The organism is Paenibacillus puerhi, from assembly GCF_009846885.1.
Taxonomy (GTDB): domain Bacteria; phylum Bacillota; class Bacilli; order Paenibacillales; family NBRC-103111; genus Paenibacillus_G; species Paenibacillus_G puerhi.
Map to the genome: position 1 here is coordinate 36,551 of NZ_WUWM01000039.1, position 16,399 is coordinate 52,949.

A 16,399-nucleotide genomic window follows, 5' to 3' on the forward strand; every position below is an offset into this window, starting at 1 on the left:
GCCTTGGGACATGGTTTTTTGTGCCAACTACTGAATGATCTGATCTTACAAGCTTTGCGATGTGGGACGAACAATAAGTTCGTTTATCGTCACGTTAGCCGGCTGCTGGATTGCAAACAGTATGGTTCTCGCAATGTCGTTAGGGTCAAGTTGGTTCCATTCCTGGCTGCCCAATTTCTCCAATTCCGGGTAAATCGAGTTGTCAGTAATAGTATCATACAACTCGGTTTCCACGGCGCCGGGGGAGATAAGAGTTGTGCGAATATTTTGCTTGGCTCTCAGTTCGGTTCGCATACCTTCCGTTAAAATCCGTACAGCATGTTTGGTTGCACTATAAATGGAGCTTGTAGGGAAAATGATATGCCCCGCAATGGACGAGAAATTAATAATGTGTCCCTCATTGCGTTCTTCCATATGCTTGTAGACAGCTGCCATCCCATAGAGGACGCCTTTAATGTTTACGTCTATCATTCGATCCCATTCATCAACCTTTAAATTCTTAAAGAATGAAAGTGGCATAATCCCCGCGTTATTGATCATAATGTCGATTTGTCCGTAGGTTTTAATGGTTTCATCTGCCAATGCTTCCACGTCGGCACGAGAAGTGACATCAGTCACTTTATAGCTGGCTTCGCCTCCGGCATCACGAATTTCTTCCTGCAGTTGCTGCAAACGATTTTCCCGACGAGCGGCGAGCATGACTTTAATACCGTGTTGGGCGAGAAGTCTGGCAGTAGCCGCTCCCATTCCGCTGCTAGCGCCTGTGATAATTGCTACTTTATCCATGTGCATTTCCCCTTTGTCCGGTTTTAGCCAGTCATCGTTGGCTTGATTCAAGGTTATCAAATGAAGTTAACTCTAAGTCAAGCCTGAGAAAATAAAAAAAATACGCCCTCCATCCGGAGGCGCGCATCACTTAGAGAGAAGTGCTGCATACGGCCGATCTAGGGCAGCATCTTAGTCAATCCTTTTTCCTGCATATCGTATAATGCCAACTTGTAATTGATTCGCTCCAAACATTTAACGGTTTCCGAGAGATCCCTCTCCACTTTTTCCTTATGCTTGAGCATCATTTGTTTTCGTAACTTAAGCGTGTTCTCGCCTTCTTGGTACAAATCCACATATCGCTTGATCTGGGCCAGCGGCATGCCCGTCGCCCGCAGGCCCATAGTAAAACTCAACCATTCTAGACTTTCTTCGTCATACAACCTATTTCCGCTTTGATCGCGCTTCACGTACGGCAATAAACCTTCCCGCTCGTAATACCGAAGCGTGTAAGCCGAAATACCAGTTTGCTCCGAAATTTCTTTAATTGTAGACATATCCAAGTCCTCCTGTAATTAGAGTTCACTCTAATATTTACCCATAAACTCTAATATTTTACCCAATTGTTTCTATTTCTATTAAATAATTCAGGATAGCCTCCAATTATTTAATTATTAGAACGCAAAAAAAACCCATCCCATAAGGGACGGAGTTACCCGCGTTACCACCCTGATTGACGTTTACAAAAACGTCCTCTTAGCCATCGTCCAACAACGATGCTTCTTTGTAACGGTAGAATCCCGGGCCCGTCTACTATTATTTCGGGGGCCTGCTCAGAGGCGATTTTTTGATTCGGATATCCGCTGCTCGCCCCACGAGGCCTGCGGTTACTCGTAGACCTACCTAGATAATAACGCTAACAGGGCATCTTAATAATCTAGTAGACGTCCATTATCATTCCATTGACCGTACATTTTGTCTTCTCTCGTGTTGGTTATGAATTTGTCTAATCTGCTCTTAAATAATTCTGGCTGATGCTTATTGCTTTGTATCGTGTCGATCCGAACTCTTTTATAAAGATCTGGAAATGCCATGAAATTTTCGTATACTTTCCTTTCCTCATTTAGCCTTTCCTCTATAACTCCGTCTATTCTGAAAGAATCACAATTCATATCAGGAAGAACGTTTCTTCCTTCGTCTGTCATCAACGCCATCTTTTCGAGACGGCGGACACGTTCTTTATTCAATTCAGTCCATGAGCTTTTTTTGCTTCGGGGGGACAGTCTCTGAGCCAGCTCCGTTTCAGATATCTTCTTCTTGACTCCATCGATCCATCCAAAGCACAAAGCTTCCTCGACCGCGTCTAAATATAAGAGTGTATCCGATTGGGGCGCCATACTGACCAAGATCCAACAAGATTTTTCAGTCTTACTATTTTCCTGTAGCCAGAACCTCAACTCTTCTCTCGATTTTACAGAAATTAAATTATCCATTTTCATATTTAAAAGAATTTCCTTTCCATATTTATGATATCCGTTCTTTCATGCTTACTTTTTCAACATTTGATTTGAAAATTACTATTTTTATCATGATTAGTAAGAAAGCAAGCAACAAAAGTATGATACCACTCCAGACGAGCTGATGCGCGCCCAATTGAGAAATAAACAAGCCGCCGATCCATGTCCCTACCGTAATGCCAACATTAGAAAAGGAAACAAATAAACTGTTACCGAATTCGGGAGCTTCTTTCGCATCAGTCATCAACAAGGCTTGACTTAGAATAAGCCCCCCGGAATGCACAGCACCCCACACAAATACGATGACCGCCATCGGCCAAAAATGAGAACCCCAATAATAAGTAAATAAGTAAATGACCGCATACACGAGAGGAAACAGGATAACCGTTTTGGTCATGCTTTTGTTCAGAAAGAACCCGAACAAGAAGTTCCCTGCAATCATAGTGATCCCAAAGATCATCAACATCATGCTGATCCAGGTACCGTTCATATGGGTGACTTCTCCGAGATATTCGGCAAAGTAACTATAAACCGAACTCATCGCTGTAAAAATCATCACCACGATCAAGATCGTTAACCACAATTGAGGTTTGCGCAATATGCCGAGCTGCTTGCCGAAAGACATCCTTTCCTTAACAGGCATTGAAGGAAGCAAGACCAGTATGCCTATAAAGGCAATGACGCTCACAATAGCTCCAAACAGGAAAGCAGCTTCCAGCGAAATTTTTGTGGAGAGATAGGATGTGATCGGCACGCCAAAAGCGAATCCAACGCTTACTCCGGCCATTACCTGGGTGATCGCTTTGCCGCTCTTTTCGGGAGAAACAAGGCAAGCTGCGGTCGCAAGCGCAATCGAAAAAAAGACAGGATGAAAAAAAGCAGGAACAATCCGGAAAGCCAGCATAACTTCGAAGCTGGTAGTATAAGCATACACCAAATTAGAAATGGCAAACATCAGGATAGAGGAAAGTAAGATTGTTTTTCGATTCATGCCGGAAGCGAGTATGGTTAGGAATGGGCCTGAAATGGCGACGATTAAAGCAAATGCACTCACTAGGTAGCCGGCCTCCGAGGTTGTTATATGAAATTTTTGAGTGATTTGAGGAAGAACTCCGATCATGCCCATTTCAGTTGTTATGATGCCAAATATACCTAAAGCCATAAAAAAGATAAGCGAAGAATAGCTATTTTTCATAAATCGTACCTCCATCGGTATATAAAAAAATGGCCTTCGGTTGGAAGACCATTTTTTAGAATAAGTTACTGTTTGTTCGATATTACGCTATCAAGAAATTGATCTGCGTCGCTATTAAACTTCCAATTAACACCGAATTTATCAATTAGCGTTCCAAAGCACGAAGACCAAGGATAATTCGATAACGGCATGGTGACATGCCCGCCAAGGGACAAACCATTAAAGTATTGTTCCAGTTTTTGCTTATCATCGATGACTAGACTGATCAGAATATTATTCCCTTTCACCAGCTCGCCTGTCACCGCCTTCATTGAAGGCAAAATGTCAGACATCATAATTTTCCCGCCTGCGAATTCGATGGAAGACTCCATGATCATATTTAACTCATTATCTGGCATTGGGTAGTTTGGATCTTGCGGGATATCCCCAAATCTCACTTTTTTTACTTCAGTCGCGTTTAAAGCCTCCGAATAAAATTCAATCACTTGTTCTGTATTTCCATCAAAGTTTAAATATGCAATAGCTGACATAAAACATAACCTCCTTCTTGTTATAAATGTAGTATAATTCATAAGAGGTGACAGCCGCATGTCACCGTTTCATACTGAAGTAGAAAAAAGAGGGGACCGATGGAAAAGGTTGGGAGATTAATATCGATCATCATGATATTGCTGAAAAAAGATATCGTTTCAACAAAAGAATTCGCACAATTATTTAACGTTTCCAAAAGAACGATTCTTCGTGATATGGAAACACTGAGTTTATCGAACATCCCGATCTATTCTATCATCGGAATTAATGGCGGCTATGGCATTATGGATGAATACAAGGTTGATAAACGTCTTTTAAGCAGCTCCGACTTGGAGAATATATTGACTGCGCTCAGTGGTTTGGAAGAAATTTTAATTAGCGAAGAAGTTGAAGTGACGATCAGAAAAATAGAAGCCATGGTTAGCCCGTTGGCTCCGAAAGGCTCAATTCAACTGTCTTTTTATGATTGGGAGGGTCGGTCTGAGATTCGTCAAACCTTGAAGACATGTCTAGAAGCCATATTAAAGAGTAGATTAGTTTCATTTGATTATATAGATAAAAATGACACTGCGACGAAAAGAACGGTCGAGCCTTATCAGCTTCATTTTAGCGACCCTCCACACCCATGGAAAATATCAGGAAAATTTCTAGTCACAAAGAATTAATAAGCCCCTGAGACCAACAGTCTCAGAGGCTCCAAACATCCACTATTCCACATGTTACCCTCAATCCTAGACCTATTTTTCGCTGTCACTTGTGGTATGGTTCCCCGTAATGTATCTAAGTCCAAAGTAAAGTTTGACCATAAAATATACATCAATATATAAAGACAAAACCACTCCTGACAACAATGGGGTGGTTTTGTGTTAAACGTTATGAGAAAATGATAGGTCTAAATTCCTGAAATAATCCATTTTACTATCAATAAATCCATTATCAAAGTCAGCTTTTCCTATAAGTTCTGATTCACTAAAACATAAACCAAAGAGCCAAAGTTGTCTAAGTGCAACGAATATAGGGACGACTTTAAGATCGTTTTCACTGATATATCTTATGTCCCTATATCCATTTAGAAATGCTTCCCAAAGCTTATCGACTTCATCTTTATCGTGCCTACTATGAATTTCTCTCGCTAATCTGAACTCTGCAATATCGTAGGCTCTCCACCCATATCCACATATATCGAAATCATAATGTGTCAGTTTCCCATCGTCCGTAAAGGCTACATTTGTATTGCCATGTAAATCTCCATGACATACTCCCCAATCTAACCCTTCTTCCAGATGTTTTGATAACTGTTCCTTTAGTCCCATAGCAATTTCATAAAGAAAATCATAATCAGCTTGACGATGTTCCATATGTAACCTAATTGTGTTAAGCGGATTCTCAATCAGATGCTCTAAATCCAAATTACCTCTTATGTGTTCACTATTAAAATTGTCGGTAACATTGTGAATTTGTCCTACTGCTTTTCCAAACAGATAACTATCTTCTATAGCATGAATAGGTTTTTCATTTCCTTCAGCAAAACTAAACATAACGCCACACTTTACACCCTCAGGGACAAAAAATTCGTTAATAAAAGTTCCATCTTTTTTTCTGATAGGTATTGAAACGCATACACCTTTCATACTGAGATAATTCAATAAATCTAATTCAAATGCAATTTCTGAATTATTTCTCCTATCAGCACGATAAACTCTGAAGATATACTTTGCTTGTTCAGTTACTAAGACATAAGTGTCATTCATTCCTCTAAGGAAATACTCAAAACTAACTGGTTCATCAATTTCATAATTTTCTTTAATATGTGCTAATATCGCTTCTTTTAACAAGAGTGTATATGCTACAGGAAACAAACCTAATTCCCCTCCATCTTTTTAACTTTTCAGTCATAAATTACTATACCATATGTTGGTATACATGTATTCCTTATCGCATCATTTTCTACCGTAGAGAACAGTAACCACTTAGATATAAACTCCCCCCATCACTAGATGGTCTAGAAGCCACTCACAAGGCTCGCTGGCAAACCCAATAACCCTAGGGCAGGTCTCGTAGATCAGAGATTGAGCAAGAACTAAACATACCGACAATAAAAGAGGTGTCTTTCGAGCGGGTATATTATGTTCTGAATGGCTTCTCTAAGATCATAATGAAGATTGAACCAGAGAAACAGAAAGACTTATTACAATCGATCATCAGTAAAAGAACTGTGAATACTGGCAACCATCCAGCAAAAAGAAGCGTCAAGGATATTGTATTGTTCTTTGACGCTTCCCTTAACGATGAGTTTGTGCTTACTTATGGTACGGTTCCCCGTAACGGCGTTATCAGCGAAAAAAATTGCCTGTGTTCCTACACAGGCTAGAGAACATTATTGTAATGAATCGAACAATTCACGAAGATAGTCACGTCGATCATGCAAAATCCTAAACAACACCGTACCCATAGGATAAAAAATTCAATCCAATTTTACTAATGTTCCTGCGGTAAAGAGACGGTAAAGCTCCTCTATGCTATTTACAACGACATCTGGGCGTGAATGCTCTTGCTTTTCTCCCCCCGGCCAGACGATAGGATCAGCAGATGTCCTGTTAGTAATCCATACGGATTTTAATCCCGCACGTTTACTTCCCAATATATCCGTTTCCGGATTATCCCCGACCATCACACAGTTTTCGGGAATTGCGCCGAACAGCTTCATTCCATGAAGAAATATATAGGGCTCCGGCTTTCCGATACATTCCCCTGAGGTCCCTGTCATGGCCTCGATGGCAGCCAAGAGTGCTCCTGTTTCGGGAATCGGTTCCCCGGATGCCCCCGGATGATAAATATCCGGATTGGTGGCAATCAGATACGACCCTGCGCGAATATCTGCCGTAATTTGTTGCAGCTTACCATAATGAAACTCCGTATCCCGGCCGACGATAACGACATCAGGAGCCGGGTGGTTCCAAGCTACCGTCCGGTGACCTGCTTCCCCGATGCTGCGTTCGAGACTTTCGCTGCCGATTGTTTTCACCGTAACGGTTCCGAATTTATTTCGAATGAAGGTACCGGCGAAATCCGTTACCGGAAGAATGGTACCCTCCGGCACAATTAGACCCATAGCCGCGAGTTTTTCTCCTATTTCTTCGCCGCTCTGCCGAGAATTGTTCGTGAGAAATGCATAGCGGATTCCCCTTTGCTGCAGCTGCTCAAGAAGCGGGATTATACCGGGAGATAACCGGTTTCCATGATAAACGCATCCGTCCAGATCAAAAAAGTAAACCTTTGTGTGAGGAAAAAATTCTTGATGCTCCAAAACATAAACCTCCGCTTCTACTTCAGCAAGGCATTAGCCTGGTCCGCTGCGTCTTTTACAGCTTGGTCCACCGGTTTTTGCAGTAACAGCGCCGCTTGTATGTTATCTTGCACGATCTTATATACCTTCGAACCGGCTGCCCCCGGGAAGTTATACCATGGCACCATGTTGCCGACTTGATCATAGGTTACCTTTGCCGTAAGGTTTTCCTTAAGGAAATTGCCCATCAGTTGAGGATCCTCGAGAGCGCTTTTGCGGGTGACCATATACCCGATGCTTTGAGCGATATTAGAGGTAGCCTTCGCTGAGGTTGCGAACTTCACGAAATCCCAAGCAGCTTCTTGCTTCTTCGGATCCTTGGCCATAATAACAAGATTGTTCCCGCCTGCAGGCACAACGCGTTTTCCATCCAGGGTAGGAAAAGCAGCCGTACGCAGGTCGAATGTCGACTGTTTGCGGAAACCGGAAAGGCTTGCCGTGGTGGTTACATACATGGAAATGTTGCCCGATTGGAAGCTTTGTGCAGCCTGCTTGCTGTCCATATTTGGCATCGACTTGTCCGCATTCACCAAATCGACCCAGTATTGCATCGCCTTACGTCCTGCTTCGTTATTGAAGCCGACCGTTTTCAAATCCTTGGACATCATTTGGCCGCCTGCTGTTTCCGTCATCGCTTGATACAACCAGTTACCAGTAATCTGGTAGTCGAAGAAAATACCGCTTCGTCCATTTACAGTTAATTTTTTCGCTGCATCGCGGACCTCCTGCCATGTTTTCGGCGGATTTGACGGATCCAATCCGACTTCTTTATAGTGGTCGGCATTGTAATAAAGAATAGGTGTGCTCACGGCGAAAGGCAGGGCATACTGTTTGCCGTCATCGCCTTTGCCCAGATTTAGCATGGTTGGGAAGAAATCGGATAAATCTGTCTTTTCCTTGTCTACAAACTGTTGAACCGGAACGATCGGAAGCGTATCGATAGCGAAACGGGTGTATACAAATCCGTTAGTAAATACGTCCGGAAATTGCTTAGCCGCCGCCTGTGTCTGGATTTTTTCGATAATTCCTTCATAAGAGCCCTGCACAAATACCGGCTTAACCCTAACTTTATTTTGAGTATTATGATATTCCTCAACCAGCTTATCGATCGTGCCACCGGCATGCATATGCATAAATTCGATTTCTATTACTTCGTTCGATGCTTTTGCAGCACCTTTTCCATCTGCGGATCCGACTGATTCCGTTTTACCACAGGCAGAAAGGATAACCGACATCGACATAACGGCTGCCAGCATTCTAATACCCCATTGTTTTTTCATAATCATACTTCCTCCCTATTTTGGAAAAATGATGTAAGCTAGCCTTTCAAACCGCTGTTCATAAAGCCCTCGATAAAGTTTTTCTGCGCCGCAAGGTACAAAAGCAGAATCGGCAGCATGGATAGGGTTGCGACTGCCATCGTCGGCATCCATTCGAGGGCCTCTTCTTCGCGAAATTGCACGAATGCAACCGGCAGCGTCTGCATGCTCTTATCGGAAAGCACGAGCAGCGGCCAGTGATAATCGTTCCAGTTTCCGACGAAGAGAATTACAGCTAGGGCGCTTATGACCGTGCTGGACAAACGAAGATATACATGCCACATCGTGCCGAAAGGACTGCAGCCATCAATGACGGCCGCTTCCCCAAGCTCGCGAGGAACTGTCATGAAGCCTTGGCGGAGCAGAAAAATCGCATATCCGCTGGCCAAGTGAGGCACGATTACGCCGGAAAAGGTATTCAGCCAATCGAGCTTGTTAACGATCATATACGTAGGTACCATAGTGACTTGGTGTGGAATCATCATAGTCATCAGAACGAAGAAGAATAAGGCGTCCCGGCCCGGGAAACGGTAATGGGCGAACGCAAAGGCGGCGGCCACACCGACAATTAGCTGTCCGAGTGTTTGCAGTCCTGCGGTAAGCGTACTGTTCCAAGCCCAGAGCAAAAAGGGAATATCCCGGAAAACCCGCAGATAACCTTCCAAATTGAAATGATCGGCCCAGAATAGATGACCGGCAAATACCTCCTGCGGCTCTTTAAATGAGGTAGCCAGCATCCAAAGGATCGGAATGAGACAGGTTAAAGCGACGGCAATCAGAACAATATGCTTCGTTCCTTCTTCAACAAATCGTAAAGTACGGTACAATGGAAACTCCCCTATCTCCAAAGTGCTTGTTTATTGGTAATGAACCATTTTTTGCGACATGCGAAGCTGGATGACCGTCAGTAAACCGACTATCAGCAGTAAAATGGTCGAAGAAGCCGTGGCCACCCCAATATTGAAAAACTGGAAGGCTTCCTGGTAAATCTGATACACCAACACGTTAGTTGAATTGTTAGGTCCGCCTCGTGTCATAATTTGAATGGTTGCAAAAACCTGGAACGACGAAATAATACTCATGACGAGGATAAAAAAGGTTACAGGGGAAAGCATCGGCAGCGTCACATGCCTTAGCTGCTGCCAGCGTCCGCCGCCGTCCATGGCAGCAGCTTCGTAAAGACCGCGGTCGATGGACTTCAGTCCCGATATGTAGAGCACCATATTGTAACCGAAGCCCTTCCAAATCCCCACAATAGCCAGTGCCCACAGGGCAGTTGCCGGGTTGTTCATCCAGTTAGGCCCTTGAATGCCGAAGGTACGAAGTAATACGTTTAGCGCTCCAACCTGAGGATTGTACATCAAGCTCCATACAATACTGATGATACCGATGGAGGAGACGACCGGTAGGAAAAAGATGAGCCGGTACAGTCTTTTGCCTCTCCATAGGCTTTCAACCAATATCGCAAGCAGTAAACCGATTCCGATGGCAAAAGGTACGGTCATCAGCACATACAGCCCGGAATTTTTCAGTGAGATCCAAAATACTTCATCCTGCAGCAGGTGTCTGTAATTGGCCAGTCCGACAAATGCCTTCTTCGGGCTGATCAGGTTCCACTTTTGAAAGCTGAGACTGAAGGCGAAGATAAACGGGTAAATGAAAAATACAGCATACAAGGCAAGCGCAGGCAGCAGGAAGGCTAGCGGAATGAGCATCTTCAGCAGCCTGCTGCGGGACCGGGCTGGAGCTCTGCTCCGTTTAACACTTAATGGGATCGAGGTTTCCAAGCCTTATCTCCTCCTTCAATATTTCGTCCAAGGCACTGCCGTCCGTATCTTCAAGTTCCGTGCCGAGAAGTCGTACGATAGTCGGCGCTAGATCAACGATGCGGATTTCCGGCAGGGTCAGACCGGACCGGATCGAAGGGCCCGCCGCCACAAACACGGCCTTCAATTCTTCGCGCTGTGGCAGATAGCCGTGCATTCCTTTAAATTTGGCTAAATGTCCGATCACTTCATCCCCGCTATGGTCGAAATAAACAAAGCAGTCCATTTCAGCCTCGAAGACAATGTCCGGACATAAATGCTCCAACTCACCTTCTGCCGGCAGACCAAGAGCCGGGTGTTCTTCTTTCTCGAACAGACGCCCGACGCCTTCGCTATCGGCAAGCACGCGGCGGACTTCGCCTATCATCCGCACCTTTTCCTCGGGGTCATCTTCGAGAACGTATACGTATCCCGAGCCTCCGTTGGACACAGCCATCACCCGGCTTTCCTTCAAATTCTCGCTGTTTAGCCATCCCTTCTGCTTAAACAGCACGTTCGGATAGAACGTCTTGGTCGTGTTGACGAAGCCGTGGTCGGATACAACAAACACATTCGTTTTGTGTAAAATGCCCTTCTCCTCAAGCGCCTTCAATAGCTCCCCTATTCGTTCATCCACATACTCCAGCGACCAATAAGCCTCCTTGGAGCGAGCGCCGTAGTCATGCTGGAAGCTGTCCGGCAGCAGGTAGTGAAGCTGCAGGAGGTTAGGGCTGTACCGATCAATTAGGTATTTGGCGACCTTAGTCGTCAGCCAATCCTGCATGGGCCCGCGGGCATGATCCTTGCTCCAAGCTCCATAGCATTCCATCGGCAGGCCGGTCGCTTTGAGTTCTTCCCAGAGTGAGGATGTGCAGCAGGTATCGAACAGATCCTGCTCATAAAATTCAGGGATATTGAAATCGATCGTTTCCGCTCCCCTTGTGACCGGCCAACAGATGGAGGCGGTCGTCAAGCCCATGCGCTTCGCGGCATCGTACCATGTTTCTCTCCGCAGCACTTCCGTTTTGCTCCACATGCGGTCTCCGAAATGCTCACCAACCCGGCGGTTCGGACGATCAATCACCCAATTCCCAAGAACGCCATGCTTACGCGGATACGTTCCGGTGACCATGCTGGAATGGATCGCCCATGTCGCCGTCGGAAAGACGCTTTCCATGCCGGCAGCAGAGACGCCTTCTCGGATGAGTCGCCGAACGTTGGGCATATGGACATGCTGGTCCTGCAGATAGTAATGGGCCATGCCGTCGATGCTGATGATAAGTACATAGTTATCGCTTTTTGGTTGAGTAGAGTGCGCCATAATATACCTCCAAGTAGTTATAAATAATAAAAAGAGAAAACCGCCGACAATAAACAAAGGACCTAAAAGTCCCGATTGTTCATTGTCCAGAGCTTTCTCTTATTCCTCACTCTAAACTATGAAAATGGAATTTCAAAAAATTCAACCGCTAGGATTGAAAATCTTGAAATGTAAGATTCCAGAGCGCTGCTTCGCTGACAGACAGGCTGGTTGCGCCGGCATGCAAGCTTTCGGCGGCTTCCTCCTTCGTTTGTATCAGTCCGCTGGCGACAATTGGAATATCGGTTATCATTTCGGATAACGAATGAATCGTCTTCGTGATTACGCCCGGCATAAGCTCGATGGCATCCGGCTGGACATTTTCAGCCACCTTCAGGCCATTCTTAAGTGCCAATGAATCGAGCACGAAAAGGTGAAGAATCCCGTAAAGACCAACCCGTTTCGCCTCCTTGATCAAATGGCTTTTCGGTGTAACGATCCCATCAGCGCCAATGTAATCCGAGACGAAATCAACACTTTCCTTGTCGGTGCTGGATAGTCCGCGAATCAGATCGAGGTGGACAAAAGCGCCTTTTTTCCTCTCCTTCGTCAGGCGGACGGCATGAATAATTTCTTTAACTTTGCCCCCCATGAAGAAAATGTTTTCCACCCGGCTATCTAGTGCTGCCTCTACATCCTCCGGTTTACGTACCGCGGCAATAATGGGGTTGTTCCCAATCCTGTAAAGTAAAGACATTGGGGAATATTTTCCTTTCATTCCTTCATACCTGCCAGCAGTTAGGGCTCATTGCTTGCCTTTATCATAATAATTCAATGTTAACCCTGTATTAAACGGATGATTACATTTTGTAAATTTGAGTTTTTAGGACATCCGCAAGCATTTTCCAAAAGCACCCTATTTGACACCGACCATGTCCTGATGATTTGGGAAGAACCGCCAACTGCCAAACATCAGGCTATTTTAAGTAATAAAAATGTTGAAATAACTAAAGTTCCCAGATAACCCTCGAACTGGCTGAGATGCTTTTGCCGCTTCCCCTCGATCGAATCCACCTTATCGCCCCCGAAACATTGGTGAACCGCTTGTACGAGCTGAAGGCGGAAAGGGAGCGGCTTCTCGCCAGAAAGTCCGGGATCGAATCGGAACTCGGAAACGATAGCAGCCAGATAATCGACTACGACTACGTTCGGGCCACCCTGGGCCAGTTGGACCAAATTCTTGGCAGTGCTCCTACCGAGCAGATCAAGTCCTTGCTACACCTCATCATCAAGAAAATCTGCGTTGAGAACCGAAAGATCGTAACGATCGAACTGAACTTTGACGAAAACACCCAAAAGCATTTTTTAGGGTTAGCCCCCATCCGATAACGAGTCGGAGGGGCTTTTGCTGTTTCTAGGCAAAAGTCCCCTCTGTACAGGGTTCGCAAAAGCCCTTCTTGACAGAGAAGACGCAGTTCTCGATTTCGCCGTTACATGGCTTCGGGAACATTCAACACAACCAAATTGAGCACCACTCATGACAAAAGCCGAAAACCCTTGATACACAAAGGATTTCCGGCTTTTTAGCTTTCTAGGCTACTGTTTCATCACTCACGCACATCTTATTTCTACCGGTACGTTTCGCTTCATATAACGCCGTATCGGCTCGCTTAAACAGGGTTTCCTTCGAGTCCGTTTCGCGCTTTCGATACAGCCCGATGCTGATCGTGACCGCTTGAAAGTGGATCTCCGATAGACGAATGGAGGCTACAGCCATGCGAGCTGCCTCCAGCCTATCCCTTGCTTCTTCATCGGTCATCCCTAGGAACAGGATACCGAACTCCTCGCCGCCGTACCTGGAGATCAACGAGCAGGGCTGCAGCGTTTCCTTTAATATGGCCGCTGTTTGCTTCAGTACAATATCGCCGGCCCAATGTCCGTACGTATCGTTGATCGCCTTGAAATTATCAATATCCGCAAGGGCCAGGTGCAGCTCAAGCTCAGGAATGTGCTCCTCTGAATCGAGTATGAGGTCGAGATGATCGTGAAACGATTTATGATTCGCAAGTCCGGTTAAGGCATCCGCCTTAGACATTTCTTCAATCCACGTCTTCTCTTCCCGGAGCTTGATCTCACTGACCACTTTCTCTCGAAGGTCCTCCAATAGCTCCATCCCCCGGTTAATGACGATCAACCCTGCGGCGCAGCAGGCCAGAATGATTGTACAGATTACGATCAACGAGAAAGGCGCCGGTCCGAATCCTGCCGCAACTTCCGGACTGGCAAAGCTATAGAAAATGAGGATGAAAGCCAAACAGATCACTGTGGTGACGAGGATTTTTACCTTATTAAAGTAAAGAACCGATAACACGATAGGCACCAAGATAATCGCCTGCATGACAGGAATGTGCCGATTGGTAATGATAAGCGAGCCGGACAAGATCACCGCGGCCCAAATAAAGATATAATCCAAATTCCTATTGGTATAACGGCATAACAATTCCAACACAAACAGCGTAATCAGCATGGTGGAAACAGGGAGTAAGGTACTATCGTATAGATACGTGATGACGTAATTCAGGCCCGACCCCCAGTCTGCCACGAACGAAGCAGCTTCCCCCAACAGGTAGAACAAGATGAATATGCGATAAATGCGGAGGATTTTCCGCTTCCATTTCACACTGCCCATGTCATGCTGATTAGATATCATACCATCCCTGCTCTTCGTTGAATATCCTTTAAGTAACACCCATTATAACAGGTGATACGTTACCCTGCCAATTGGAATTAGAACTCCTCAATCCTAATAAATATAAGACTGCCCCACGGGAACAGTCTTGGTTGGCGTATTCGTTATCAGTTTGTAAATCCTCTTGTATACCAATTATTGCGACAGATCTGCCTGAGCTCTAAGTATACTCTAGCACTTGACGCTGCGATAACTTCAATATTACCATAAAAATATAATAAGGCGGTTGCTTGACGCAGCAACTGCCCTCTAATCTTATCCCAAAAACTTGCCGTCACTTATGATACGGTTCTCCGTATCACTTATAGAGCGAATTCAAAAGGCACCCGCTTGGGTGCCTTGATTCATGTCTAAAAAAGTTCTGATTGCCTCCATACTAAACTCTTTGAGAAGATTCAAGCGGCTCTGAATGCCGGCTCCGATAATCGATCAACAGCCGCTGCATCTTCTCCTCTGTGCCGTCTCGTTGGGGAACATGGATGGAAATGGTCAAATTCGAATCGTTCGAATACTGAAACGACACAAGGTCAAAATTCAATATCCCGAGATTCGGACAATGCAGTGTCTTGGGAGCATCAATGGCATCGAGAACCTCATGGGAGTCCCAAAATTCCCGAAACTCCCCGCTAGCCTGGGACAGCGCCTCGAACTGCTCGGACCACCAAGGGTCGTCGCCGTGACGCGCATACCCGGCATGGAAATGAGCGGCGATCCGTCGCGCATGCAATTCCCATTGGTCTCCCTTAACATAGCGGAAACGGGGAGAAGTAAACGTCATCCAGACAAAATTTCGTTCCCTATCCGACATCACCGCGAGGTCCCCATTCAATGCGCAGTAGGCTTCATTCCAGGCAATGATGTTCATGCGCGCATCCATGACATTTGAAGGGGACAAATTTTGGCTATCCAAAAAACGTTGAAGTTCCGGAGTTACCTTAGAGGGTTGCTTCGTATCGATCAAGGGAAATTGCTTACGGGCAAGATGGTATAGATGCCTGCGTTCCGATTCATCTAACCGAAGCACTTCTGCTATTCGATCAAGAACCTCGGCGGATACGTTGATATGACGCCCTTGTTCCAAGTAGGTGTACCAATCCAATCCTATATCTGCCAGCAGAGCCACCTCGCTACGACGAAGTCCGGGTGTGCGTCTGCGTCCGGATTCCGGCAATCCTGCTTGCCTTGGGGTCATTCGTTCACGGCGTGAACGCAAAAAACGAGCTAATTCCTCATAACGGTCCAATCTGTTCGCCATGATCACCATGCCTCCTATCCATTCATGAACGTAGGATTCCCAATCCTACGATATCCAGATCTCTCCCTAGCCTCGTTAGGCCCATGTACACTAGTCTATGTCCTCCTTAGGAAGAATAGCAAGAATAGAATGGATGAGGTGGATCGGTTGAACCTGTTTAATTCCATTCGAAAAATAATCATTGAGGTGATGAAAATGAAAGTAGCTGCAATTGTCGGGAGCATTCGTAAAGATTCGTACAACTTGAAGTTAGCCCGTTATATTCAGAACCGTTATCAGCATCTTTTCCAGTTGGATATGTTGAACATTCGGGATCTCCCTTTTTACGATCAGGATATCGAGTCTGTTCCGCCGCAGCCGGTTATCCATTTTAAAAGCAAAGTCGCTGCTGCCGACGCGGTGTTATGGGTCACTCCGGAGTATAATTCAACCATTCCCGGCGTCATGGCAAATGCAATTGACTGGTTATCCCGCGTCGACCGAGTCATGATGTAAGCGTCTAATAACCAGGTGTATTGAAAAAGAAAAGCCCATGGTTCATGAGAATCCATAGGCTTTGCGTTATGTACAATGTTGCCTAACTGCTGGACTCCATGGAAGGTGCTCATCAAGCAACT

The 16,399-nt window shown here is 45.3% G+C and carries 15 protein-coding genes and 2 pseudogenes; 2 read left to right on the top strand and 15 right to left on the bottom strand.

The genetic code is table 11. The features are described from left to right. Window positions 1-45 precede the first annotated feature (45 nt). From GSF01_RS25860 to GSF01_RS25880, 5 genes are all read right to left on the bottom strand, one after another. Complete coding sequence (locus GSF01_RS25860; protein ID WP_159888154.1) at window positions 46-786, bottom strand: SDR family oxidoreductase; 741 nt, start codon at window positions 784-786, stop codon at window positions 46-48. A 158-nt stretch (window positions 787-944) separates the two neighbouring features. Then, window positions 945-1,322: a MerR family transcriptional regulator gene (locus GSF01_RS25865; protein ID WP_159888155.1), complete on the bottom strand. Its 378-nt coding sequence runs from the start codon at window positions 1,320-1,322 to the stop codon at window positions 945-947. A gap of 372 nt (window positions 1,323-1,694) precedes the next feature. Then, the gene (locus tag GSF01_RS25870) at window positions 1,695-2,264 is read right to left on the bottom strand and encodes a YdeI/OmpD-associated family protein (RefSeq protein WP_159888156.1); all 570 of its coding nucleotides are present in this window, start codon (window positions 2,262-2,264) and stop codon (window positions 1,695-1,697) included. A gap of 25 nt (window positions 2,265-2,289) precedes the next feature. After that, on the bottom strand, window positions 2,290-3,477 hold the full coding sequence (locus GSF01_RS25875; RefSeq protein WP_159888157.1) for an MFS transporter: 1,188 nt from the start codon (window positions 3,475-3,477) through the stop codon (window positions 2,290-2,292). Window positions 3,478-3,542: 65 nt separating this feature from the next. Continuing rightward, a complete protein-coding gene (locus tag GSF01_RS25880) occupies window positions 3,543-4,007 on the bottom strand; it encodes a VOC family protein (RefSeq protein ID WP_159888158.1) in 465 nt (154 codons plus the stop codon). A 99-nt stretch (window positions 4,008-4,106) separates the two neighbouring features. Between GSF01_RS25880 and GSF01_RS25885 the strand changes: the two are divergent. Then, window positions 4,107-4,649 (top strand): annotated as a pseudogene (locus GSF01_RS25885) (helix-turn-helix transcriptional regulator); the annotation flags it as partial. 225 nt (window positions 4,650-4,874) lie between these two features. On the opposite strand, the gene GSF01_RS25890 reads toward GSF01_RS25885, so the two are convergent. From GSF01_RS25890 to GSF01_RS25935, 10 genes are all read right to left on the bottom strand, one after another. Then, window positions 4,875-5,867 (bottom strand): phosphotransferase, encoded by a 993-nt coding sequence (locus GSF01_RS25890; RefSeq protein WP_159888159.1) that lies wholly within the window; start codon window positions 5,865-5,867, stop codon window positions 4,875-4,877. 605 nt (window positions 5,868-6,472) lie between these two features. Beyond that, the gene (locus GSF01_RS25895) at window positions 6,473-7,315 is read right to left on the bottom strand and encodes an HAD-IIA family hydrolase (protein WP_159888160.1); all 843 of its coding nucleotides are present in this window, start codon (window positions 7,313-7,315) and stop codon (window positions 6,473-6,475) included. Between the two features lie 17 nt (window positions 7,316-7,332). Beyond that, the gene (locus tag GSF01_RS25900) at window positions 7,333-8,634 is read right to left on the bottom strand and encodes an ABC transporter substrate-binding protein (protein ID WP_235941739.1); all 1,302 of its coding nucleotides are present in this window, start codon (window positions 8,632-8,634) and stop codon (window positions 7,333-7,335) included. A 38-nt stretch (window positions 8,635-8,672) separates the two neighbouring features. Then, complete coding sequence (locus GSF01_RS25905; protein WP_235941741.1) at window positions 8,673-9,500, bottom strand: carbohydrate ABC transporter permease; 828 nt, start codon at window positions 9,498-9,500, stop codon at window positions 8,673-8,675. A 30-nt stretch (window positions 9,501-9,530) separates the two neighbouring features. Beyond that, window positions 9,531-10,460, bottom strand: coding sequence for a carbohydrate ABC transporter permease (locus GSF01_RS25910; protein ID WP_235941742.1), 930 nt, complete (start codon window positions 10,458-10,460; stop codon window positions 9,531-9,533). Continuing rightward, on the bottom strand, window positions 10,432-11,799 hold the full coding sequence (locus tag GSF01_RS25915) for an alkaline phosphatase family protein (RefSeq protein WP_159888162.1): 1,368 nt from the start codon (window positions 11,797-11,799) through the stop codon (window positions 10,432-10,434). The genes GSF01_RS25910 and GSF01_RS25915 overlap by 29 nt, the downstream gene beginning before the upstream one ends. A 148-nt stretch (window positions 11,800-11,947) precedes the next feature. After that, on the bottom strand, window positions 11,948-12,556 hold the full coding sequence (locus tag GSF01_RS25920; protein WP_235941743.1) for a glycerol-3-phosphate responsive antiterminator: 609 nt from the start codon (window positions 12,554-12,556) through the stop codon (window positions 11,948-11,950). A gap of 194 nt (window positions 12,557-12,750) precedes the next feature. Then, the gene (locus tag GSF01_RS25925; protein ID WP_159888163.1) at window positions 12,751-13,014 is read right to left on the bottom strand and encodes a hypothetical protein; all 264 of its coding nucleotides are present in this window, start codon (window positions 13,012-13,014) and stop codon (window positions 12,751-12,753) included. A gap of 355 nt (window positions 13,015-13,369) precedes the next feature. Next, on the bottom strand, window positions 13,370-14,488 hold the full coding sequence (locus GSF01_RS25930) for a GGDEF domain-containing protein (protein ID WP_159888164.1): 1,119 nt from the start codon (window positions 14,486-14,488) through the stop codon (window positions 13,370-13,372). A gap of 415 nt (window positions 14,489-14,903) precedes the next feature. After that, window positions 14,904-15,782 carry a helix-turn-helix transcriptional regulator gene (locus GSF01_RS25935; RefSeq protein WP_159888165.1) on the bottom strand — a complete coding sequence of 293 codons (879 nt, stop codon included), beginning with the start codon at window positions 15,780-15,782 and terminating at the stop codon, window positions 14,904-14,906. Window positions 15,783-15,977: 195 nt separating this feature from the next. Between GSF01_RS25935 and GSF01_RS25940 the strand changes: the two are divergent. Next, window positions 15,978-16,274, top strand: a pseudogene (locus GSF01_RS25940) (NADPH-dependent FMN reductase); the annotation flags it as partial. Window positions 16,275-16,399 lie beyond the last annotated feature (125 nt).

Excerpts from the sequence above, each read along its gene's own strand:
- GSF01_RS25920 (WP_235941743.1), bottom strand. The coding sequence starts at position 12,556 with ATGAAAGGAAAATATTCCCCAATGTCTTTACTTTACAGGATTGGGAAC.
- GSF01_RS25865 (WP_159888155.1), bottom strand. The coding sequence starts at position 1,322 with ATGTCTACAATTAAAGAAATTTCGGAGCAAACTGGTATTTCGGCTTAC.
- GSF01_RS25880 (WP_159888158.1), bottom strand. The coding sequence starts at position 4,007 with ATGTCAGCTATTGCATATTTAAACTTTGATGGAAATACAGAACAAGTG.
- GSF01_RS25860 (WP_159888154.1), bottom strand. The coding sequence starts at position 786 with ATGGATAAAGTAGCAATTATCACAGGCGCTAGCAGCGGAATGGGAGCG.
- GSF01_RS25875 (WP_159888157.1), bottom strand. The coding sequence starts at position 3,477 with ATGAAAAATAGCTATTCTTCGCTTATCTTTTTTATGGCTTTAGGTATA.
- GSF01_RS25930 (WP_159888164.1), bottom strand. The coding sequence starts at position 14,488 with ATGATATCTAATCAGCATGACATGGGCAGTGTGAAATGGAAGCGGAAA.
- GSF01_RS25915 (WP_159888162.1), bottom strand. The coding sequence starts at position 11,799 with ATGGCGCACTCTACTCAACCAAAAAGCGATAACTATGTACTTATCATC.
- GSF01_RS25870 (WP_159888156.1), bottom strand. The coding sequence starts at position 2,264 with ATGAAAATGGATAATTTAATTTCTGTAAAATCGAGAGAAGAGTTGAGG.
- GSF01_RS25935 (WP_159888165.1), bottom strand. The coding sequence starts at position 15,782 with ATGGCGAACAGATTGGACCGTTATGAGGAATTAGCTCGTTTTTTGCGT.
- GSF01_RS25900 (WP_235941739.1), bottom strand. The coding sequence starts at position 8,634 with ATGAAAAAACAATGGGGTATTAGAATGCTGGCAGCCGTTATGTCGATG.